Genomic DNA, 22,180 nt, shown 5'->3' with positions numbered 1-22,180 from the left:
CAAGAAGCGCTATGGCGGCGGCTACGCGAGCCGCCCTCGCCAGTCCAGGTGTGCTCACTGTTTCTCCCCGTGTGGTTGTACTAATCCATCGTGCGGATCCATTCGGCGAGATGGTCACCTTTGACGAGATAGGTCACCGGAAGGGCCCGTCTCCGTGCGGCTCGCCGCTCGCTTGCGCGCATTTCGACAACGTGCTCGCCGAGTTCCACATCGTCCCACAACGCCACAACCGCGACAATGTCACCGCCGTTCAAACCGAACTGCCGGGCAAGCGCCAAGGCGGCTCGGACGACGGGCTCGGTCCGCGCGGCGAGCTCGTTCACATCGGAGTCCAGGCCGAAAGCCTCGACAGCGGTTTTCCCCTTGCTGGCAAGCCGAACTCGCTCGACCTTGCCGGACCATTGCCTGGTCTCGACCACGAACGTCCGATCGCCAGTGAGCACGACGTGTTCGATCTCGAGGTCGTTGAGCCGCACCGGTCCGACGACGCGGTCGTCGAGTTCGGCGAGGGCTTCTCGCGTCCGTTCGGCGCCGCGGAGGATCGCGTTCCTCGACAACGGGTCGAGCGTCAGTGCGTCGAGACCCTTTCGCGTACGGCGGCGGCTCCACCAGGCGCGCCAGCTGACGATGGCGATGGCGACGATGAAGGCGAGGACGGGGACGACGGCGGTTTGGATGTAGGCGGCGAAGCTGGCGAGGACGAGGACCGCGTGTGCGAGAACGATCGTCAGCGCCGAGGGTCGTCCGGTGCCTTGAGCGAACCAGGTGGCGGCGACGACGACGAACGCGAAGATCCAGAAGACCAGTCCCACTTGGGCTGGGCCGACGGAGCCGAGCTGCGCGCCGATCCAGTGCGTGATCTCGCTGATGGCCACGCACGCGAGGACGAGCGAGACGACGGCGGCGGCGACGTACGGCCGGCGAAGGCCCAGCCAGAGCAGTGCGGCGATCGCGAGCCCGGAGACGGCGAGCACGGTCGACGCGAGGTCTTGCTGGGCGACGATGAGGATGGCGACGACGAGTGCCGCGCCCAACCCGAGCCGCCACAACCTGCCTCGTAACGTACGCACCTGACTACAGTACGGTCTCATGGAGATGCGCCGAGCCGTCCGTGGTGGCGGGCTCGCGGTGGGCATCGACCTCGGGACGACGTTCTCCGCGGTGGCGAGGGTGAACGCGCTTGGCAAGCCGGAGCTCATTCCCAATCGGGAGTGCGAGAAGCTCACTCCGTCGGTGGTCTATTTCGCAGGTGAGACGCCGGTCGTGGGGACGATGGCCAAGCGTTCGGTGCAGGCGTCGCCGCTCGATGTGGTGGAGTTCGTCAAGCGTTCGATGGGCGATCCGTCGTGGCGGTTCGAGACCGAGGCGGGGACGCAGTATCGGCCGGAAGAGATCTCGGCGCTGATCCTGAAGCGGCTGAAGGTCGACGCCGAGCGGGTGCTGGGCGACGAGGTGACGGACGCGGTGATCACCGTTCCGGCGTACTTCGACGATGCGCCCCGGCGGGCGACGATCGACGCGGGAACGATCGCCGGCCTCAACGTGCGGCGGATCCTGAACGAGCCCACCGCCGCCGCGCTGGCGTACGGCCTGGACGGCTCGGTGTCCGGGAACGTGGTGGTCTATGACCTCGGCGGCGGCACGTTCGACGTGACGGTCCTGACCATCGCCGGGGGCGACTTCCGCGTCCTGGCGACGCACGGGGACCGGAACCTCGGCGGCTTCGACTTCGACAACGAGCTCATGCGCCTCCTCAACGCCCGCTTCATGGCTGCCGGCGGTCCGGATCTGCTGGACGACCCGGCCTGGGAGGCTGCGCTGCGCGAGAAGGCCGAGCTCGCCAAGCGAACGCTGTCCTCCTCGCCGTCGACCCAAGTCACCGTCGCGGCGGGAACGTTCACGACCACGCTGCCGGTGACCCGAGCCGAGTTCGAAGATCTCTGCTCCGCGCTGGTCAGCAGGACTCGCGACAGTGTCGAGCAAGTCGTGGAAGAAGCCGGCCTCCCCTGGCGCCAAGTCGACCGCATCCTCCTCGCCGGCGGCTCGACCAGGATGCCCATGGTCCGCCAGATGCTCGAACAGTTGGCCGGCCACCCACCCGACTGGTCCCAGAACCCCGACGACCTCATAGCCCAAGGCGCGGCCATCCAGGCCCACCTGCTCGACCAAGAAGCCAACCCCGCCGCAGGAATCCGCATCTCGAACCCCCGCCCCAAGATCCGCGACGTCACCTCCCACGGCCTCGGCCAACTCGTCCGGGACGGGAGGACGAAAGAGTTGATCAACTCTGTGATCGTTCCACGCAACACCGCGCTCCCCGCGGCCGGGGACGATGTCACGGGCACGCTGCGGGACTTTCAGGAGACCGTGCGCGTGCGAATCACGCAGGGCGACTCGACGGTGCCGGAAGAGGTGAGGATCATCGCCGACCGTCGTTTCCCGATCAGACGGCGGCCAGAGAACTCACCACTCAAGGTGACTCTTCGCTATGACGTCGACCAGGTGATCTACACCACCGTCACCGATCTCACCTCCGAGACGGAGATCGGCACGTTCGAGATTCACAGCGCCGACGCAATGGACCTCAGCCAACGAGAAGAGCTCTCCGCCAAGATGCGCGCGATCGACCCCTAGCCGCACGACAGGACCCGGTCAGGGATCCTGCCGTTTGTTGTTGTCGTTCCGGCCGCCGCCCTGACCATTCTCGTCTTGCTCGCGTTTCTCGCGCTTCTCGCGTTCGCGATCGAGGCGTGCGTATCGGATGTCGCGCTGCGTCCTTGATACCGCCTGGTTCTCCGCTTGCTGCCGTATGCGGCCCAACGAGGTCGCCGAGCGACCGCCCTGGACACGCCCACGTTGCCTGGCCGTCGCCACTTCTTGCCTGTACTCCGCCGATCTGCTGTCGTGAGGGGACTCGGTCCTCGCCGTGGCCGCCGCCTCCCTGCCGCCGGCCCAACTGCCGTACACCCGGCGCCCGGCTGTGCGAGCTGTAGACGCAGCGAGCCCAGCTGCCCCGGCGCGTGCGCGTCGGAAGGTCCGGTCGATTCCCTCGTCGGAGGGGAGTACACCCATCTGGGCGGCTTCTTGGGCGATCCGAGGGCTCAGCTGACCGCTGCGTAGAGCACTCAGGAGCTTCCAGATCGCGAACCCCGCGATGATCATGAGAATGATCTTGAGCGCGGTAGATCCCTGGCTGACCTGGATCGCGTTCATGACCGAGAGAAGCACCACGAGGACGAGCCCGAAGACACACCGGAGGAAGACGGCCTGCACCATGATGCCGACGACCGCACGTAAATATCGTCGCGCCGGCGGGAAGATCGCCACAGCGGCCACGATCGGTAGCAAGATCCAGGCTATGAACAGGACGCCATGCCAGAAGATGGTGAGGATCGCGATAAGACCGACCGCGACGAGGACGATCAGATTCATCACCGCGGCGCCAATTGCTGTCGCCATTCGCCCTGTCGGCTCAACGCCCTTCCATGTCGCATAGTGCTGCGAATAATGTTCGGCGACACCGTACTGTACGGCTTTCCACAACTGGAGACGGTTCGGCTCTGATTCGGGCGGATAGCGCTTCTTCGCGTCGACAGGAAGGCTGAGCGTCTCGTTCCGTGTATACGCCTGGGCGATGACCTGCTGTACACCAAGATTGATCTTGCCGCCGTCCGGGCGCGTTCCCGACTTGCACCGGTAGGGCGACTCGACGCAGTAACCGTTTGGATCCCTTATCTGGTCGCCGTTGTAGTGAAGATCGTTCACCAACAATGCATCATCAGAGCCGTACTGACCATTCGCCCACGAGTTGTACAGCAAGAGTTTGTAGAGCATGCAGGTCGAAACCCGCGTGCCGCGATTGTAAGTCTGCGCATTACCTCCACCGGGGTCGTCGTCCTTGTCCGACGAGGGAGCGGTAAAGCCCGACCCGACAGTCACGACAGAGAGGTAACACGGGCTCTCCGGCTCCTCACTCTCATCCATGTCGACAAGGAGGTTCAGAGCCCCATTATTGAACGTCGAGGTATAGCTGTCGACCACGGTGGTCAGGTCGCGGTAGTTGTTGCCAAACAGGACGACAGACAGCAGAACGACGATGGCGGCTGCCCCGATGACACCTGCATACGTCTCGCGGGAGTCGGCGCGCCGGTGCACACGGGACAGAACCCACAGTCCGGTGATCAAGACCCCTAGAGCGAGCGAAGGAATGAATATTCCGTCTCGCAGCCCGTTGACGAGCCGACTCTGCTCATCATAGAAAGGCTTGAATGGCGCCTCGGCGGTCGCGATCTGTTTGAGGCCAATGGTAAGTCCCGCGAGGAAGCGGCTGAATTCCCAGATCATCTGCGCGATAGCAACGCCGGAGACGTCCACGAGGGAGCACTTGTCCTCGAAGTTGCTTTCCGGATTATCCCGACTGAATTCCTTCTTCGACGATTCCTTGAGCCCCTGAGGCGAGTAGGACCACTTCAAGCCTCTGGGTCCAACGACCTCCCACAAGGTGTGATCGCTCGGCTGGAACTGCGCCCCCTTCTTCGTATACTCGTCAGACTTCTCCACGACTTGAACGTCTTCGGTGGCGATGAGAGGCACCCAGGCCGTCGTGCCAGCGTTGAACTTCTCGGGTCCGAGGTTGGTGGGCTGGTCAGCTGCGCCCACAGAGCATTGGAGGTCTGCGGCGCGGGCTGGCTGCACAGCCAAGGTGACGCCCAGCAGTGTCCCGCTGAGGACAGCGATTGCCGTGACAACGCGAGCCACCATCAGGGCGCCGGCGCGCAGACGTCGACGCTGGCGTGACGTCTTCGGCGACGGGACGAACAGCAGCGGAGAGCCCGCCCTACGTAGTCGCCCCCAGCCCGACCTCACGCTGAGACCCCCTGACTTACGCCTCCCGGCGACTCGACCTCCGACTCAGCGTCCACGTCTTCGTCCGCGCTACCTCGTTCGGCGCCGAGCATTTCTGCGCTCTCCTCGACCGTCCGCCAGTCGTTGACATCAGGGGAGGGATCGAACGCCTTGAACCGGGCCTCGAGGTTGGGGTTGCTCTGGATCGCGGCCGCGAACTCGAAGAACGCGCGGTCCACTTCGACGCTCGCGAGCTCGCCGTCGACATCGCGCATGACGCACTCGCCGTCGCGCATCGCCTTCAGGGTCTCGATCATCGCGCGCTCGTCCGGCATGCGGTTCAGCAGCGGCAGCGTCTGGGCAGCATCGGCGTCGGAGTGGTGGCGGAACGCGAACACTGTGTGGATCTGGTTCGTCCCCGCTGCCTTCGCGTCCACGTCGTCGGACTCGATCCGCGCCAGGTCACCTGCCTGCTGGGTGATCAGCACGACGCCGATGTTGAACGCGCGGCCCTGCTTCAGCACGTAGCTGATGAGGTCACGCCCTTCGCCGGTGCTCGCGACGCTGTACGCCTCGTCGACGAACAGCATCTGCGGGCGCCAGCCCTTGTACGGATCGCGCTCGGTCGTCTCCTCCAGCATCTGGAAGCCGAGCCGCGTCACCAGGTAGATGATGCCGCGAGCGATGTTGGCCGACGAGCTGTTTCCCTGCGCCCTGGGCAGACCGCGCAGGGTGATGATCGTCCGCCGCTTACCCTCGAAGTCGACCGCGGACGCAGCATCACGCGCGAACGCGACGCGGGCGTACGGGTTCTTCCGCAGGTCCTCGAGGATGGCCGCGGCGAACCGCAGGTCTCGGACCTCGGTGTCCGCGACGCCAGCGGTCTTGATCCGCTCGTACTCGTCGACGACCAGCTGCAGAACCTGCCACGACGTCGGCCGCGGCACCTGCTCCTCGATCTGGTTGCGCGTCGCACCCAGGTGGGCGGAACGGTACGCGGCGACCGCATGGTCGTACTCGTTGACGATGCGAGAGAACGCCTCCACGACGTACCCGCTTACGCGGCCCCACGCGACCTCGCCGAGGAAGATCTCGAGCATCGCCTGCGCGTGCATGCGGCCCTCGGTGACCGTCTGCGCCGTGAGCAACGGGTCGAGGTTGCCGGACCGGCCGCGGAGCGGGTCGATGATCTCGGTCTCGCGCCAGTACTCCTCGTTGATCGGCTGGAACGGGCAGTCCGGCTGGGCGAGACAGCCCTCCGCGGCGTGCCGCATGAAGTCGGCGTCGAGGACCTGCGAGCCGAACGCGAGGTAGTACGCCTGCCGCGCGGCATCGATCTTCGGGTCGATGAAGACGCAACGTGCGCCGGCCTCGGACTCGTAGTGGAAGATCTTGAGCGCCAGCGTCGTCTTGCCGCCGCCGGACGCGCCGACGATGACCATGCCCGCACCGTTCTCGCGCGCGATCGAGGAGTGCGCCGAGTAGTGGACGGGCGCGTGGCCGTCACGCGTACGGCCGATGAGGATGCCCTCCCAGCCCTTGGTGATGCCGTCGCGCCCGGCGACCGCGCGGTCGCCGACCTGAGTGGCGGTCGTCAGCAGTGCGATGCCGAGCTGGTCGAGCTCCTGCAGGCGCCGGAACGGAGCGATCCGGCCGACCGGCGAACGGTCGCCGTCGCCAGGAAGAACGTTGTACAGAAGGCGATACTGCAGTCGCTTGGGCCGGAGCACGGTGGCGTCGAGGGACTTCGCGAACAGTCGCTCGATCCGGCGACGCCTGTTCTCCAGTTCCTCGGCGCTCGGCGCCGAGATCGTGATGAGCAGCTGGGACTCCATGCCCGGGAACGGACGGCTGTCCTGCTCGTCGACGAGATGGTTGGCTCGTTCGACCTGCTCGACCAACAGCGAGTCGACGCGCGCGTGGGCACGTTCCATGTCGCGCGCCTCGTCCTCGAGGTTGGCGCGGATCTTCTTGCCACGATCGCGGAACTCCTCCGGCGGGAGGAGCAGGCCACGCCAGGAGACGACGACCGGGAAGTCGAGGCGCTTGAGGATGCGACCCCAGGCGCGTGACTTCGCGAACCGGATCGCGTCCGGCCAGCCAGTCGCGACGAGCGTCGAGAGGTAGGTCGTACGGTCCTCGCCGGTCTCGTCGTCGATGACGGTGACCTCGAGCCGGCTCTTGTGGTTGGGCGCGCGGAAGTCGGCGGCGAGCTCGAACTCGTGCGGTCCCCAGGGCCGCCGGTCGAGAGCATCGTCCTCGGGAACGGGCAGGTGGCCGAAGAGGCAGGTACGGATGATGCGAACGAGATCGCGCCGCAGCATCGGCTGGACACCGACGCCGGAGTCGATCGCCACGGCGTAGACCTCGTCGGCGCTCTCGTGCCACTCGGCGACGAGATTGGGGTCGAGGTACTCGTCGTGGACGCCCGTCGCCTGGTCGGCGATCGCCGCGACCGCGGCGCTGCCACCGGTTCGGCTCTCCGAGAGCTGGCCGACACGCATGAGGAAGAAGACGTCGTACTGGGCGCTCAGCCGGCCGAAGGTGATCGCGCGGTCTGCTTCACGCCTGATCAACTTCCGGAAGTTTTCGGTCGGGTTCCAGACGCGTTCGAGCAGGTCGAACGTCCAGCCGCTGAGGTCGGGGCGCCGAGGAATGAGCATGACCTGGAACTGAGGCCGGTGGAACTCTCGGGCGAGTTGGTGAAGCATCCGCGGGAGCTTGAGGGCCTCCGGCACGAGGTCGTCGCTCGCGATGTGCTCGTCCGTCGTCGTCGTGACGAAGAAGCCAGTCCAGACGGACTTGCCCCAGATGAAGATGACGTCGTCGCCGTACCGGTACGGCAGCCGCTCACGCTCGGTCCGCGGCTCGCTGGCGCGCTTGCGTTCCTCCTTGGCCTTCTCGTCGTTCCCACCGACGTTGAGGACGAAGATCGCGAACGCGCCGATGGCCACCACGACAACGGCGCCGATGGGAAGCAGTACGAAGATGTTCATCGGTTCCTCGATCCCTTCCCTGCCGGTGACTCGGAGAGGAGGAGGTCGTCTGGATGCCAGCGAATCAGTTGTCGCTTCGCGCGCGAGTTAGCGAGCCCTAGCCGCCACCTACGCCCGCCTGGCTGCCAGAGGATGACCTGCCAGTGCACGACGTCCGGCTCCACGTCGGCCGCCAGGCCGTGGATCCGGCGCGGTTGGAGGAAAAGGAAGTCGGCGGCGACGAGTAGGTTCTGTTCGGTGGTGAGGCCATTCCGCCACCGGCGTGGCCAGAGGAGATAGATCCCTACCGCGAGCGCGACGCAGAACAGAATCGTCCATAAACCGAACTCGATGAGCGGCAGAGGACTAAGCAGGATCAGCAAGCCGAGCAGCGCCAACAGCGAAACCGCAGCCACGACCAATGCACGCAGATCGATACCGCCCACGATCGTCAGCGGAACGCCCTCGGCAAGGTTCCACAGCTTCTTCCGACGACGCTCGAGGTCAGTGTGGTCGAAAGCGGTGAACTGTTGGACCGGATCGGCCATGTCTCGCTATGCCTCCCTTACACCCCGGTGTCGGACTCAGCCTCTGGCGATCTGCTGACCGATCGTTTGCAGCAGACTCGCGATGCCCGCCGCCCCACCGATCAGGAGGGCCGCGAAGGCGACCACGCCCATGTTCTGGATCGCGGACCGCACGTTGTCGCCGTTCCTGATCGCGAACATGATCTTGAATCCGATGATGATCACTGCGATGGTGATCGCGACGCCGGCAACACCGTTGAGCAGGTCCTTGATATTCGTAAAGAAGCCCTGGAGATTCAGGCTCAAGTAGATTTGCTCTTTCACTTCATCCCTCCGATACAGACGACGTACGTTGCTGGGGCGATTCGTGGATCAATCCGTGGTGAGATCAGGCACACCCCCTCTGATGTCCCTGACCGCCCACTCTTGAGCTGGGCTTGCCGCCTGGGTCGTCTTGACCAACTGGAGTCGGTACGCCCGTCGCTCGGTCGCGGTCTTGCCGGCGGCCGTGTTGCTCCACACCACCCAGACCCAGGCTTCGGTCACCATTCCCGTTCGCCACTCGAACTCGGTGTCGTTCAGGTCGACGCCTGCCGGGAGGAACACCAGAGCCTTGTCGATCTTGGGGGAGGACAACGTGTTCCCGAGGCCGGATCGCGCCTCAGGAAGGGCATCGGGAGTCACGAAGCGCTGCAAGGCGGCGCTGGTCGACGATCCCCAGGCGTCGAAGAACTGCCGGAAGAACTCGCCTTGGACGAGGGCCTCTCCGAGGGCGCTGTCCGCTGCGGCAGGCGCGGAGGCCTCGGGCGGATTCGCCAGCCGCGGCTGCGGCATCTCTCCGATGTCGCCGACGATTCGCATTCCGTCAGCCCTGGCAAGGTCCGCAACGTAGACGGGCACCGACACGATGCGGCTACCGGCACTGGTCAGAACTCTCACCAGCATCATTCGGGCATGGCCCTCATAGCCGGACAGATCGATCGGCTCCGAGGATCCCGTCCAACTGGCGTCAGCGACGGTTTGAACCCCAGTCCCGTTCCAACCGCAACTTGCATCTGTGCCCGCCGAGACAAACCGCGCGAGCCTGTTCTGCCGCTGCTCGACAGCACCCGGAGTCGACGAGTGCGTCAGGCAAAGTCGCGCGTAGTCCGCGGCGAATCTTCCTGCCTGCTCGAGCGGGAAGTCGGTCAGGTTGTAGCGCGCGACATCGGCATCGGAAAGCCGGTACTGGTTCTCCCGCATCGTGGCGACGCCGAACGAGAAGGCGATGTAGGCGACAACGCCCAGGGCGAGCAGGCACGTCGTGAGGATCAGCGCGATGCGGAGGCCGACGTGCGCGCTGCGCCCCCCAGAGAACCGACCGCCCGGCGGCGGGACTGAGAACTTTTCCTTGCTACCCCTGGCCTTCTGCCGATCCTTGGACTCACTACGGTTCTGGGCTGTCTTCGCTGGTCGCCCTGGTCGCTCCGATCGCCCGGGAGGCGTGCGCGCCTCGACTGAGCGGCGGGCTGCCGGGTCGTACTTCGGACCCGGAGCGGGTGGCTCGTCCAGTGGCGGCGGAGGGGGTGCGCCGTGCGGACCGTCGGGAAGGTCTTGGTCCGGGACGGGATCCGCGGTGACGGTCGAGCGACCGTTGGAGAACTCCGAGGTCGTTTCGGGCAACTCGTCATGGGTCCAGGTATCCGGCTCAGCGAGCTCGTCGTCCTGGTCCTGCCGATCGGACCCCGGTTGCGCAGGAGACGGCGCCCAGGCGTCCTCGTCCCCGAGGTCGCGGTCGTCGACCTCCTCGGGCGCGGTGGGAGAACCAGGACGACCCGACCCCCGTTGCCACGAGAAGCGCATCCGGGAGAGAGGCGTGGTGGCTTCGTTTGGCTCCGTCATGACCTTACTGTTCTCGGTTGCTTGCCGGCTGTAGTCACGATAAGCGTCTCGGCGCCTCTCGCGCTGCCCCCGGGTCCCCCTGTTGTGGGTAACCCGGTCGGCCTCGTCTCAGCTTCGAGCAGTGGTTCGGCGCGAGAAGACATGATCAAAACGGGCGTAACCAGACTATTCGCCTCCGATGGCGGCCTTGGATCGGGGCGACCGCAGTCTACGAGCAGGCGCTGACAGCTCAACTCGACGACCTTGGCGCCTACGACACCAGCGTCGGCACAACAACGGTGTCGGACCCGACTGGTTGTCCACAGGCTCATACGTAGGGCCGCCCACGACCTCTCTGTTTCGACTTACGATGTCTGCCCACGTATGCCGTCTTCGGGGGTTTGATCCGAGATGAACGCTGTCCGACACCGATCCATCGCAGTCGTCCTGCTGGCTGCCGCGCTACTCGCCACGAGTTGCAGCGGTGGGTCGGTGCGAGTCATGGGCGAACAGGTCAAGGATCCTGACCAGTTCCTCGAGAAGGTCGAGGAGTCTTGGCGCGCCGACCTGGCCGAGGAACGGGTGACCGTTCACAAGGAGGCCCGGTGCTACTTCAGCAAGGGTGAGGAGTCGAAGGACATCGACCAGCTGGCGTTCTGCGGGCCGGCTCGGCACTTCACCGAGGAGCCGGAGTCCGACTCCGCCGGGCAGACGGGCACGGACTCGCCGGACGCGGTGGGGAGTGGCGTCTGGGACACGTACAAGTTCGAGAGCGCGGCCATCGAAGGCGGCTACCAACTGATCGACCCGTCCGCCAACGCGAAGGGGTCCAACATCCCGGCAGGAGCCGTCCTCTTCCGCCCCGACGGCAAGACCTCGCCGGACGACGCTGACAAGGTCGCTGCTCCGCCGCCTCCGTCGGCGGGTGCGGGTTTCATCGGGCTGACGACCGCGGGAGAGGGAGACTCTCAGGTCTCTCTCGTCGACACGGTCAAGATCGAGAAGCCCTTCAAGCTCGACAGCTCACCGGTGGAGACGCCGAATCGCAAGTACCAACTCGGAGCCGCAGGGACAACGGGGCGGGTCAAGACTCGCGAAGGAACGCGGGTTGCGGCCCCGAACGAGGTGTTCCTGGTGGGCGAGTTCAGCGTGTCTGACGGTATGTGGTCCGAGGTCTACATCGGAGGCGAGGACTACAACACCAGTGACGATCCCTTTCCCAAGGAGAAGATCGTTCAGGTCTCGGGCGCACTCACTCTGGTGACGTCGACGGGGCGGGTCGCCTTGCCGTTCGACGGTCAGGGCACCCTGGTCGTCTCCGTTCCTAAGGACCGAGTCTCCGCGACGCTGGAAATCGCTGCTGGTGGTCGGGTCCAGACCATCTCGTTTACGACGGGAAAGGTCACCGATGCGGTTCCTGAGGCGTTGTCAGCGGGGCTGAACGTTCAGTACCCAACGGGAAAAGTCCACCTCGATAGCGTCAACCCCGGCTTTCCCACCTTCGTGTTCGACGGCAGTCACACCATCCGATTCGTCAATGCTTTGCTGACTCCGTTCCATCCCATGAAGGGCTGGGCAGCCAAGAACAAGATGTGGCTCGTCCTGGAAACTGCCGACGCCCAAGATGAGTACGACAACTTTAGCTTCAGCATCGAGCGAGACTTCACGAACTCGTCGTCAGCGAAGGCTAAGGGCGTCACGTACCGGAATGTCGGCGAAGCCTCGGGCGATTGGGACGGAGACAACCAGACTCTGTGGCCGATCTTCGAGGTCGATCAGGCAGTGAAGACCTTCCGGGTGAGCTACCACCCGGTCTGGCGGGTCACTGGCCAGCCGAAGGGATATCAGCCTTCTGGGACGGTGAGGTTCAAGCCGATGTCGTTCGACGTCACGTTCGGATAGCTACCCTGCTACGCCTGCTGGCGGAGGTGGGACGCGACGGCTTGGGTGGGGGTTTGGGTGGCGGATTTGAGGGTCTCGAGGGTCTCGACGTAACTCTGGTCGGGGCCCTCGAGGGCTTTGCGGGTGAGGGTGATGAGGGTGTCGGGGGTGGGGGGTTCGGGGAGCGTTGCTGCTAGGGGTTGGGCTGTCAGCTGCGCGAAGGCTGTCACTTTGGGGTCGTAGGCGATGGCTACGAAGGGGCGGGTGGCGGCCGCGGCTGTGATGAGGGCGTGGAGGCGCATGCCCAGGGTGGCTTTGGACGTGGCTACGGCTTCCAGGGTTTTGCCGTAGTCGCCTGGCTCCACCACCTCGGCGCCTAGCGGGGTGGCTAGGGAGTGGGCCAGGTCGACGTCTTGGCCTCCGTGGAACGGCACGAAGACCAGTTCTGTGTCCTTGGCCAGGTCCGTCAACGCTGCTTTCACCGCGGGGAGCCAGGTGCCTGGCCAGGGGCGGAGGGCTATGGCCAGGCGGTCTTGGGGGTGGGTGGCGAACGTCGTTCCCAGGACGGGGTCGGGGACCAGCGTTGCATTGCGAGCGCCTAGGGAGGTGGCGAGGGCTATCGAGGATTCGTCCCTGAGGGAGACGTAGGTCGCTGAGCGGAGCGCCCAGCCGGCTAGGCGGCGGTTCAAGCCGCGAGTGATGGGGCCCAGGCCTTGGGCGTACACGAAGACTGGTTTGCCGAGGGTTCGGGCGATCAGCATGGTCCCCGCGTAGAACGCCACCGGGCGGGCGCTGGTCACGTCTTGGAGGAGGCTGCCCCCTCCGGCTATCAGCGCGTCGGCTCCTCGGAGGGTCGTGATCAATGCGCGGAAGTCCGTGCGCGAGACCGCCTCGATGCCGTGGGTCGCTCGGGTTTCCGCTGGGTCGCCTGATACCGCGATGAAGGTGGTCTCGGCGCCGAGGGCAGTGCGGAGGGCTGTGAGCTCCGCGGCCAGGATGGCTTCGTCCCCTGCGTTTCCGAAGCCGAAGTAGCCGAGCATCACTAGCTTCATGCGCGCACTCTCTTCACGATCGCCTTCACCACAAGGGATATCACGAACCCGAGCACCAGCCCGATCACGATCGTGTAGCCCGTACGAAGCAGCGCCGCCAGGACTGGGGTGTGGAAGTGCGCGAACGAGTCCACCGCGCTCGCCGTCCCTACTGTCGCCACGATTGCCCACAGCCAGCGGGCGTCGCCCTTCCACTGGGCGGCCACGAACAGGGCCGGGAAGCCCAGCAGCGCCTCCTTGAAGCGCGGCCGGATGTACATCAGCTCGTCCAACCGGTCCCGCAACACCAGCTCGAAGTCCGGCACGAGCCCGTAGTTGCCCGACCGCAGCAGGTAGTACGCCGCACCCAACACCAGCACGACGCCCACGAGCGCGTGCCACGGGCGGAGTGGCCACACCAGCGAACGGAGCTTGCGCGGCCCCACGTCGATGGCCGCCAACACCGCCACGATCACCGGCGGCCCGAGCAAGAGCGCCTTGACGCCAAGGAACGAGGTCGTCCCGTTCATGAACGTGCTCTGCGCACCCAGCGCCGCCACCACGAGGCCCGTCGTCACCGCGACCAGGCAGCCCAGCAGGTACCGCCGCGTCAGTACGGCCAGAGCCGCGCCGCCGACCGCGGTGGCGAACGTGAAGAGCTGCCACATGAAGAGCTGGTTGGCCACGGCCGCGACCACACCCACCAGACCGAACGCGCCGACCAACCCCAGCACCAGCCTGGGCGAACGTGGCAACGCCAGCATCGCCAACGTGGCAAGGGCAACGGCCGCGAGGACTGTCGCCAACCGCACCAGCAACGACGGCGCCACCAGGGGCTGCGGCGTCGGCGTGCCCGCGCTCAGGCCCGCGGGGAGCTCGCGCTGGATCGAGTCCGCCAGCGCCACCGTCTGGTCGAGCGCCGGCCCCGCGCCCGGGAAGTCCGGCGGAGTCTGGAGCACGATCAGCCGTACGCCGCGCTCCTTCTCCGCCCGCCGCGCGCGCACCGTCAGCGTCGACAGGGAGTCGCTGCGCTTGAGCTCGATCAGGTGCGCGCGAACGAGCGCCCCACCGAACTGCTGCCCGTACGACGACACCAGCCCGTCACCCGGCACGAAGTCCGACACCACAAGAGAGAAGCCGCGCGACGAGAGGTACGAGGCGAGCGAAGCGGCCGGAGGCGACGACCCCGCGAGCAGCACCGACTGCGCCTTGGTCGCCGTGATCTCGCGCTGCAACCAGTCCAGGTCCGGCTCCCGCGACGGCAACGCGAGCACCAGGTCCAGCCCCGCCGCGCGCAGCTCCGCGACCCGCGCCGGCAGATACCCGAGCGGCTTGTCCAACGCACCAGCAACGCCGGCGACGCTGACGACCTCGTCCTTCACCGTCACCGCCGACCCGAACCGGGACCGCACCGCCGCGACGAAGTCTTCCGACCCCTTCATCAGCAACGGGTCGCCGCTCTCCAGGATCTGCGCCTCGCCGTCCACCAGGTACGAGCGAATCGACGGCATCCCCAACACCGCCGTACGAATCCCCGCCGACTCCAGTGCGCCGTTCACCTCGGAGTCCGGCACCCCGGTCTCCCGCCAGTGGTTCAACACCGACTCGGCGACCGCGACGCCGACCGACCCCGGGCGCACCTCCGCCGACACCCGCAGCACCAACGCGGGCGCGGCGAACGCCAAAGCGACCAAGCAGGCAAGCAGAATCCGCGAAGCCCTCACCGGCGCCCCACGCGAGATCGCACCATCCGTACGACATCCATCACGTCCGACGGACGCGGCAACAACAGCAAGACCCGACCACCGCTCACCCGGCGATACTGTACGACAAGGATCACCGCGGACACTGTGTACGCCAGCACCGACGCGACCGCGGCACCGCGAATCCCCCACAGGGGAATGAGAATCACGTCCGCGACCACCGTGACGACCGCGCCGATCCCCGTCCCGATCGACACCAGCCCCGGACGCCCGCGCCCCTTGAGGTCGGCCGCCAGCACCCGCGACAACGCGAGCGGCAGCATGCCGACGAGCAGGATCAGCAACGTCGAGGTGCCGGCCACATAGATCGGTCCGAAGAACAAGCCGAGGATGAACGACCCCAGCGCCGCCAACACCGCGCCGGACAGCAGCGTCGCGAGCAGTGTCAGCCGGCTCGCGCGCTCCGTCGTCGAGGTGTCCGACCGGTCGGTCTGCGCGGCAACGTGCGGGAACAGCATCGACGAGGCCGCCGTCGACGCCTGCCCGATGACCTCCGCCACCCGCGTGGTCACGAAGTAGATGCCCGCCTGGTCCAGGGCTACGAACGCCGGCACCAGCAGCAGGTCGAAGCGCAGGTTGAGGAACGTCAGCACGTTGCCGACCTGCCCCGCCATCCCCAGCTTCATCGTGCGCTTGAAGTGCGCGGACTCGAACCGCGGCCGCAGCGACCCCGTCGCCCGCCGCAGCATGAAGACGGCGAACGCCGCCGGCACGATCACCCCGAGCCCCGTCGCCAACACGTAACCCGAAGACGACCGGCTCAGCCAGACCAGCACCAGCGCGGTCAGCCCGAGCGTCGCGCCGCTGCGGAGCAGGTCGGCGATGACGTACGACCGGCGCTGCTCCAGCCCGAGCAGCAGCGCCCCGGTCAGCTCGTAGCCGATCGTCGCACCGCCGAGCACCGCCGCCGCGAAGAACAGCCAGGGCGCCTGCCGTTCCAGGACCAGCGCGCCCACCAACGGCGCGACCGCGGCGGTGAGCGCCAAAGCCACCGCCAGCGAGCCGATCAGGTAGCCGATGAACCGCGCGACGATCGTCTCCCGCGGCTCGGCGCGCTCGCCGAGGTGGATGACGGCCGCGATGTTCAGCCCGCCGTTCGCGGCGATCGCGACCGCCCAGCCGACCGTCAGCCCCACGCCGGCGACACCGACCTCGGCAGGCGTCAGCAGCCGCGCGGCGACGACGCCGGCGAGGAACGTGGCCGCGACGGACGCCAACCGGGCAACGGTCAGCGCCACCATGGCAGAACCGAGGGAGGAGGCGGAACGCACCGCCGAAGGCTACTTGAGCAGCTTGGACAGCCTGCGGTCGGCGAGGGGTTTTCCACCGGTTTGACACGTGGCGCAGTACTGCAGGCTCTTGTCCGCGAACGAGACCTCACGCACCGTGTCGCCGCAGACCGGGCAGGCCTGGCCGGTCCGGCCGTGCACCGCCATGTTGGTCTTCTTGTCCGACTTCAGCTCCTTGGCCGCGAGCCCCGCCGAGCGCTTCGCCGCCTCGGTCAGCTCGTCGCGGATCGCGGCGTACAGGCGGCCGACCTCGTCGTCGCTCAGGCCGCTCGCGGGCTTGAACGGCGACAGCTTCGCGGCGTGCAGGATCTCGTCGGAGTACGCGTTGCCGATGCCGGCGATCCGGTCCTGCTCGGTCAGCACGCCCTTGAGCTGGGCGCGCTTGGCCGCGGTGAGGATCTGCCGGAACCGGTCCGGCGTGAAGTCGTCGCCGAGCGGGTCCGGGCCGAGCCGCGCGACGCCGGGCACGTCGGACGGCTGGTGGACGACGTACGCGGCGAGCCGCTTCTGGGTGCCGGCCTCGGTGAGGTTGAAGCCGATGCCGTCGCCGAGGTGGACACGCAGCGCGAGCGGGCCCTTGCCCGGCCGCGGCGGCGTGTCGGCCATGTTCTCCACCCAGCGCAGCCAGCCGGCGCGGGCCAGGTGGAGGACGAAGTGCACGTCAGGCTCGCCCTCGGCGGTGCAGGTGATGTCGAGGAACTTGCCGTGCCGGGCGACGGCGCCGAACGTCCGGCCGTAGAGCGCGGTGATCGGCGGCTGGAACGTCTTGAGCGCGCTGATCGCGACCACGTCGACACGCGTGAACGTACGGCCGACCGCCTTGTCGCGCAGGAACGTGGCCAGCGCCTCGACCTCGGGTAGCTCGGGCATGGCTCCATTGTCCGCCTACCGACCGACAGTTCGCGTCCACCGCCGAGATTGATGCGTAACGGATCCGGCTGCGGCATTATCGGCTCATGTCGGAGTCGACCGCGACGACCCTGCCAGTCCATGGCGAGGTCTTCATCGACGCGCGCGGAGGCGATCGTTCGCTGCGGGTGTCCTGGCATCCCGATGCCGGGGTGGCGGTGCTGTCCATCTGGCGCGACAGCGTCTGCGTGGCGTCGCTACGGATGCGAGCCCGGGACGTCCCGGTGCTGATCGACGTGTTGTCCGCTGGGTTGGGCGCGGACCGGCTGGCGATGCCGGAGGACGAGGACCAGCCGCGCGGCCGGCACGCCGGCTGAGAGCTAGCTCCGCCCCGCGAAGGCGGCCGGCAGAGGCAGCGTGAGCGCCTTGCCGAGCAGATCGAGGTACTCCGTACGTTCGACCGCGGTCGCGCCCAGCGAGGCCAGGTGCGGGGTCTTCCACTGCAGGTCGAGCAGCCGGTTCGTCTCGCCGTCCTCGAGCAGCAGGTCCACGAGTCCGACCAGCGCCACCTTGGACGCGTCCCGCTCGCGGAAGAACATCGACTCGCCCGCGAACAACCCACCGACCGCGAGCCCGTACAGCCCGCCGCCGAGCCGCCCGTCGGGCGTCCACGCCTCGACCGAGTGCGCCCAGCCGAGCTCGTGCAGGCGTTCGTACGCGGCCAGGATCTCGGGGCTGATCCAGCCGCCCTCGCGCCCCGGCGCCGCGCAGGACCGGATCACCTCGCCGAACATCGTGTCCACCCGGATCTCGAACTTCCGGCACGACTGGCGCAGCGATCGCGACACCTTGAGCTCGGTCAGCGGGAGCACGCCGCGTTGCGCCGGCGACCACCAGAGCATCGGCTGGCGGCGGCGTACGGGCATCGGGAAGATGCCGTGCCGGTACGCCGCGAGCAACGTCGCCGGCTCCAGGTCAGCACCCTGTCCGACCAGGTCGTCGGAGCCCGCGCGTTCGACCGGCGGGAACTCCCACCGGGACGGCGGCGGTTCTATGGGCACGGGGTCAAACGTAGCTGCCCGGCAGACCAGCCCCGGACGACGTAAGGTGCAGGGGCACGTCCATTTATGGCGGCGAGGGGCCGGGTGAACACCTCATGGAGGTCGGCAAGATGGTGACGCGGGACATCCTTCCGAGGGCCCGCGCGCTGGCGCCGCAGGCCGCATCCGGGTTCTTTCGTACGGTCGTGTCGACCGCCATGGAGGGCAAGAGTCGGTTCCTCGGGGCACGCGCGTATGCCGAACGCGAGCTGGCGAAGGCCAACGGTGACGCCGCGGTGGCGATCGGCACCGTCATCGAGCAGCACACGGCGATGGCGGGCGGTCAGGGCTTCCTGACCAGCCTCGGCGGCCTGTTGCTGTTGCCGATCTCGATGCCCGCCAACCTCACCGGCCTCGCCGTGCTGCAGGTCCGCATGGTCGGGGCGATCGCGCACCTGCGCGGGTACGACGTGGACGACTCGCGCGTCCGTACGGCCGTGACCGCCGTGCTGCTCGGCGAGGACACCGTCGACGACATGGTGAAGAAGGGCAAGCTCCCCTCCACCCCGTTCGCGATCGCGACCGCACCGGTGCACGACCCGGAGCTGGACAAGAAGCTCGCGACCGAGATCTCGGCCGCGCTCGGCCTGAAGGTCGGCGGCAAGCGGCTCGGACTCGTCGCGGCCCGGCGCATCCCGCTGCTCGGCGGCGGCGTCGGCGCGGTGGTGGACGGCGTCGAGACGTACCGGGTGGGCAAGTACGCCGAGAAGGCACTGCCCCGGCGCCACAAGGCCCTGCCCGCCGACCAGACGTAATCTACCTAGGTAGGTTTGGCGTCGCTCCAGCTCGCGCGGGTAATCGATCTCTCCGCGCATCGCACTGACGTCTCTCTCGGCGCAGCCTCAGGACATGGGATGTCCAGTCCTGGCCGATCACTTCCCCGCGCCGTCACTCGGCCGTACCCTGCGCTAGCGAAGCGCTTCGACAGGACTGATCGGGTGCAGTCCGTCCCTCGAACAGCGAGGTGGGCCGAATGGCATTGACACGACGACAGCTTCTCGCGGGGACGGCATCGGGGCTCCTGGGCTCCGCGTTACTCGGCACGGCCGGGTGCGGACGCGGCGCCTACCTCGCGCCGGAAGACACGATCTCCATGTGGTACTGGAACCGCTCGATCAGCGACACGCTGCTCGCGAAGACGCCCAAGGACACCGGCGTCAAACTGGCGGCGCAGAAGATCGGCGGCGACTTCCGCGCGAAGCTGCTCACCAGCTTGGCCGGCAAGGCGTACGTTCCGGACGTCACCGGTCTGAACGAGGACATCGCGACCTACTTCCCGGACGAGGACCAGTTCTTCGACCTCAACGAGCTCGGCGCCGAGGAGGTGAAGTCGCAGTACCTGGAGTGGAAGTGGCTGCGCGGCCAGGCACCGAGCGGACGGTTCATCGGCTTCCCGATGGACACCGGGCCGACGGCGCTCTACTACCGCGAGGACCTGTTCGAGGCCGCCGGCCTCCCGACCGAGCCCGACGAGGTGGCCCAGCGCGTTGCCACTTGGGACGGCTTCTTCGAGCTCGGCACGCAGCTCGTCGAGGCGAATCCCGACGTCAAGCTGCTGCCGCGAGGCAACGACGTGTTCGACCGCGTCGTCGGCCAGAGCGGCGAGCGCTACATGGACGAGCAGAACCGCTTCATCGGCGACGGCGAGCACCTGCGGCGCGCGTGGGACCTGGCCATCGAGTCGAACGAGCGCAAGCTGACCGCTCGGATCGACGCCAACTTCTCACCGGAGTGGAACGCCGCGGTCTCCACCGGAGCGGTCGCGAGCCTGGTCGGCGCGGTCTGGGTCGCCCAGATCATGGCCGACGGCGCGAAGGACACCTCCGGCAAGTGGCGGCTGTGCCGCGCGCCGGACGGTCCGGGCAACTGGGGCGGCTCGTTCCTCGGCATCACGAAGTACTGCCGCGACCCCGAGGCCGCCTGGGAGGTCGTCAAGTACGTGCAGTCGCCGGAGAACCAGCTCGTCTACGGGCTGAACGAGTACAAGCTCTACCCGGCGGCCGCCTCCGCGCTCGACGACCCGCGAGCGCAGGTCGAGGACCCGTTCTTCGGCGGGCAGGTCACCAACGCCGTGTTCGCCGAGTCGGCGAAGGAAGTCAAGCCCGTCTACCTCAGCCCGTACGACAACGTGATCGGCCCCTGCTTCACCGACCAGCTCACGCTGACGTGGAGCGCCGGCAAGGATCCCGATCGGGCCTGGCAGGACGCGCTGCGCGAGGTTGACCGGCAGCTCTCCCACCTGGGGTTGATCTGATGACGACGACACCCATCGCGGCACCCGAGAAGGCGACACCGCCGCCGGCCACGCCCACGAAGATCAGCCGGCGGCGCGAGCTTCTCTCGCTGTACTTGGCGATCTCGCCGTTCTACATCCTGTTCGCGATCTTCGGCGTGTTCCCGATCGTCTTCTCGATCTACCTGTCGTTCCAGAACTGGGACGGCATCGGCGACATGCAGTTCGTCGGGTTCGCGCAGTATCAGTTCCTGCTGAGCGACCCGCAGTTCTGGAAGGTTCTGCTGAACACGTTCCAGATCTGGATCATCTCCACGATCCCGATGCTGGCGATCGCGCTCGTGGTCGCGTTCCTGCTCAACCAGCAGATCCGCGCCAAGGGCTCGTACCGGATCGCGTACTTCATTCCGAACGTCACCTCGATCGTCGCGATCACGCTGATCTTCGGCTCGATCTTCAGCAACCAGTTCGGCCTCGTCAACGCGTTCCTCGAGTGGATCGGCGTCGAGCCCGTCCAGTGGCTGACCGAGCCGTGGCCGATCAAGATCGCGGTCGCCGCGATCGTGATCTGGCGCTGGATGGGCTACAACGCGCTGATCTATCTCGCCGGCCTGCAAGCGATTCCGAACGATCTCTACGACGCCGCGCGGGTCGACGGCGCGAGCTGGGTGCAGGTGTTCTTCCGCATCACGGTCCCGATGCTCCGGCCGATCATCTTGTTCACGGTGATCACGTCGACGATCGGTGGTCTGCAGCTGTTCACCGAGCCGCAGCTGCTGCTCGGCAACGCCGGCGGCCCTGGCAGTGAGGGTCAGACGATCTCGCTCTACCTGTACCAGCAGGCGTTCACGTTGAACGACTTCGGCTACGGCGCCGCACTCAGCTGGGCGATGTTCATCGTGATCATCCTGTTCTCGATCATCAACTGGCGCCTCGTGCAGGGGACGGGAACCAGAGGGCTTCGGATCCGGAGAGGAGCGCGGTCATGACCACGGGCGAACGCGTCAAGAGCACAGTCACCCACCTGCTCCTCATCTTCGGGGTGCTGCTCTCGATCTTCCCGTTCTACTGGATGTTTCTCATGGCGACCCGCACCACGCCGGAGATCTTCCGCTACCCGCCGGCGCTGGTGCCGGGGTCGCATCTGCTGGAGAACATCCGCAACGTCTTCGCCAGCATCGACTTCTGGGGCTCGACCTGGAACAGCTTCCTGGTCGCTGGTATCACGACGGTGCTGGTGCTGTTCTTCTCCTCGTTGGCTGCGTTTGCCTTTGCGAAGTTCGACTTCCCGGGGAAGAACGTGCTGTTCATCTTCCTGCTGGCGACGTTCATGGTGCCGGGGCAGCTGTCGATCGTGCCTCAGTTCGCGATCATGGCGCAGCTCGGCTGGGTCGGAACCCTGCAGGCGTTGATCATTCCCGGTGCGGTGAGCGCGTTCGGCATCTTCTTGTTGCGGCAGTACGCGGAGGGTGCGATCAGCTCGGAGCTGCTCGATGCTGCGCGGATCGACGGGTGCGGTTTCCTTCGCCAGTACTGGAATGTGGCGGTCCCGTTGCTGCGTCCGGCGCTGGCGTTCCTCGGGATCTTCACGTTCATCGGCCAGTGGAACGACTACCTCTGGCCGTTGATCATCATGATCAACCCGGAGCAGCTGACCCTGCAGGTCGCGCTGTCGCAATTGTTCGGGGTGTACGCGACGGACTTCTCGATGGTGATGGCGGGCACTTTGCTCGCGGTCATCCCACTGCTCATCGTGTTCTTCATCGGTGCGCGGCAGTTCCTGGCCGACCTCGCGGCGGGGGCGCTCAAGCAGTGACCTCCAGGCGA

General features: G+C 66.8%; 18 protein-coding genes. 7 read left to right on the top strand and 11 right to left on the bottom strand.

From position 1 onward, the window contains the following. Positions 1 to 80 precede the first annotated feature (80 nt). Entirely contained in the window at positions 81 to 1,070 is a 990-nt protein-coding gene (locus tag JOD67_RS05770; RefSeq protein WP_205115998.1) for an NERD domain-containing protein, read from the bottom strand. A 19-nt stretch (positions 1,071 to 1,089) separates the two neighbouring features. Here JOD67_RS05770 and JOD67_RS05765 point away from each other — a divergent pair, with 19 nt between their 5' ends. Then, the gene (locus JOD67_RS05765; RefSeq protein ID WP_239553735.1) at positions 1,090 to 2,634 is read left to right on the top strand and encodes an Hsp70 family protein; all 1,545 of its coding nucleotides are present in this window, start codon (positions 1,090 to 1,092) and stop codon (positions 2,632 to 2,634) included. An 18-nt stretch (positions 2,635 to 2,652) separates the two neighbouring features. On the opposite strand, the gene JOD67_RS05760 is transcribed toward JOD67_RS05765, so the two are convergent. From JOD67_RS05760 to JOD67_RS05740, 5 genes are all read right to left on the bottom strand, one after another. Further along, the gene (locus tag JOD67_RS05760; RefSeq protein WP_205115997.1) at positions 2,653 to 4,560 is read right to left on the bottom strand and encodes a hypothetical protein; all 1,908 of its coding nucleotides are present in this window, start codon (positions 4,558 to 4,560) and stop codon (positions 2,653 to 2,655) included. Positions 4,561 to 4,862: 302 nt separating this feature from the next. Then, entirely contained in the window at positions 4,863 to 7,841 is a 2,979-nt protein-coding gene (locus JOD67_RS05755) for an ATP-binding protein (RefSeq protein WP_205115996.1), read from the bottom strand. Beyond that, positions 7,838 to 8,368 carry a hypothetical protein gene (locus JOD67_RS05750; protein WP_205115994.1) on the bottom strand — a complete coding sequence of 177 codons (531 nt, stop codon included), beginning with the start codon at positions 8,366 to 8,368 and terminating at the stop codon, positions 7,838 to 7,840. The genes JOD67_RS05755 and JOD67_RS05750 overlap by 4 nt, the downstream gene beginning before the upstream one ends. A gap of 36 nt (positions 8,369 to 8,404) precedes the next feature. Beyond that, positions 8,405 to 8,671: a TrbC/VirB2 family protein gene (locus JOD67_RS05745; RefSeq protein WP_205115993.1), complete on the bottom strand. Its 267-nt coding sequence runs from the start codon at positions 8,669 to 8,671 to the stop codon at positions 8,405 to 8,407. Between the two features lie 48 nt (positions 8,672 to 8,719). Beyond that, positions 8,720 to 9,589 carry a conjugal transfer protein gene (locus tag JOD67_RS05740; RefSeq protein WP_205115986.1) on the bottom strand — a complete coding sequence of 290 codons (870 nt, stop codon included), beginning with the start codon at positions 9,587 to 9,589 and terminating at the stop codon, positions 8,720 to 8,722. Between the two features lie 1,119 nt (positions 9,590 to 10,708). On the opposite strand from JOD67_RS05740, the gene JOD67_RS05735 reads away from it, so the two are divergent. Continuing rightward, on the top strand, positions 10,709 to 12,109 hold the full coding sequence (locus JOD67_RS05735) for a hypothetical protein (protein ID WP_205115985.1): 1,401 nt from the start codon (positions 10,709 to 10,711) through the stop codon (positions 12,107 to 12,109). Positions 12,110 to 12,117: 8 nt separating this feature from the next. Here JOD67_RS05735 and csaB read toward each other — a convergent pair whose 3' ends face one another. Genes csaB through JOD67_RS05715 form a run of 4 tightly spaced genes read right to left on the bottom strand, consistent with a single transcriptional unit; the run spans position 12,118 to position 17,041 of the window. Next, on the bottom strand, positions 12,118 to 13,140 hold the full coding sequence (csaB, locus tag JOD67_RS05730; RefSeq protein WP_205115984.1) for a polysaccharide pyruvyl transferase CsaB: 1,023 nt from the start codon (positions 13,138 to 13,140) through the stop codon (positions 12,118 to 12,120). Next, positions 13,137 to 14,843, bottom strand: coding sequence for a DUF5693 family protein (locus JOD67_RS05725; RefSeq protein WP_205115983.1), 1,707 nt, complete (start codon positions 14,841 to 14,843; stop codon positions 13,137 to 13,139). Before JOD67_RS05725 ends, csaB begins: the two co-directional genes overlap by 4 nt. Continuing rightward, a complete protein-coding gene (locus tag JOD67_RS05720) occupies positions 14,840 to 16,153 on the bottom strand; it encodes a lipopolysaccharide biosynthesis protein (RefSeq protein ID WP_205115982.1) in 1,314 nt (437 codons plus the stop codon). Before JOD67_RS05720 ends, JOD67_RS05725 begins: the two co-directional genes overlap by 4 nt. 9 nt (positions 16,154 to 16,162) lie before the next feature. Then, positions 16,163 to 17,041 carry an Fpg/Nei family DNA glycosylase gene (locus JOD67_RS05715; protein ID WP_205115981.1) on the bottom strand — a complete coding sequence of 293 codons (879 nt, stop codon included), beginning with the start codon at positions 17,039 to 17,041 and terminating at the stop codon, positions 16,163 to 16,165. A gap of 86 nt (positions 17,042 to 17,127) precedes the next feature. On the opposite strand from JOD67_RS05715, the gene JOD67_RS05710 reads away from it, so the two are divergent. Continuing rightward, on the top strand, positions 17,128 to 17,397 hold the full coding sequence (locus JOD67_RS05710) for a hypothetical protein (RefSeq protein ID WP_205115980.1): 270 nt from the start codon (positions 17,128 to 17,130) through the stop codon (positions 17,395 to 17,397). 3 nt (positions 17,398 to 17,400) lie between these two features. Here JOD67_RS05710 and aat read toward each other — a convergent pair whose 3' ends face one another. Continuing rightward, positions 17,401 to 18,081, bottom strand: coding sequence for a leucyl/phenylalanyl-tRNA--protein transferase (gene aat / locus JOD67_RS05705; protein ID WP_205115978.1), 681 nt, complete (start codon positions 18,079 to 18,081; stop codon positions 17,401 to 17,403). Between the two features lie 95 nt (positions 18,082 to 18,176). Between aat and JOD67_RS05700 the strand changes: the two genes are divergently transcribed. The 4 genes from JOD67_RS05700 (at position 18,177) to JOD67_RS05685 (ending at position 22,169) form a co-directional block, all read left to right on the top strand. Continuing rightward, complete coding sequence (locus tag JOD67_RS05700; RefSeq protein ID WP_239553734.1) at positions 18,177 to 18,875, top strand: EcsC family protein; 699 nt, start codon at positions 18,177 to 18,179, stop codon at positions 18,873 to 18,875. Positions 18,876 to 19,093: 218 nt separating this feature from the next. Then, complete coding sequence (locus JOD67_RS05695) at positions 19,094 to 20,374, top strand: ABC transporter substrate-binding protein (protein ID WP_205115977.1); 1,281 nt, start codon at positions 19,094 to 19,096, stop codon at positions 20,372 to 20,374. Then, a complete protein-coding gene (locus tag JOD67_RS05690; protein ID WP_205115975.1) occupies positions 20,374 to 21,342 on the top strand; it encodes a carbohydrate ABC transporter permease in 969 nt (322 codons plus the stop codon). The genes JOD67_RS05695 and JOD67_RS05690 overlap by 1 nt, the downstream gene beginning before the upstream one ends. Further along, a complete protein-coding gene (locus JOD67_RS05685) occupies positions 21,339 to 22,169 on the top strand; it encodes a carbohydrate ABC transporter permease (RefSeq protein WP_205115974.1) in 831 nt (276 codons plus the stop codon). Before JOD67_RS05690 ends, JOD67_RS05685 begins: the two co-directional genes overlap by 4 nt. Positions 22,170 to 22,180: the final 11 nt, after the last annotated feature.

Origin of the sequence: Tenggerimyces flavus, assembly GCF_016907715.1 — a bacterium.
Classification (GTDB): domain Bacteria; phylum Actinomycetota; class Actinomycetes; order Propionibacteriales; family Actinopolymorphaceae; genus Tenggerimyces; species Tenggerimyces flavus.
Note: the sequence above shows the minus strand (reverse complement) of the source record. Positions and strands in the feature narration are given on the sequence as shown.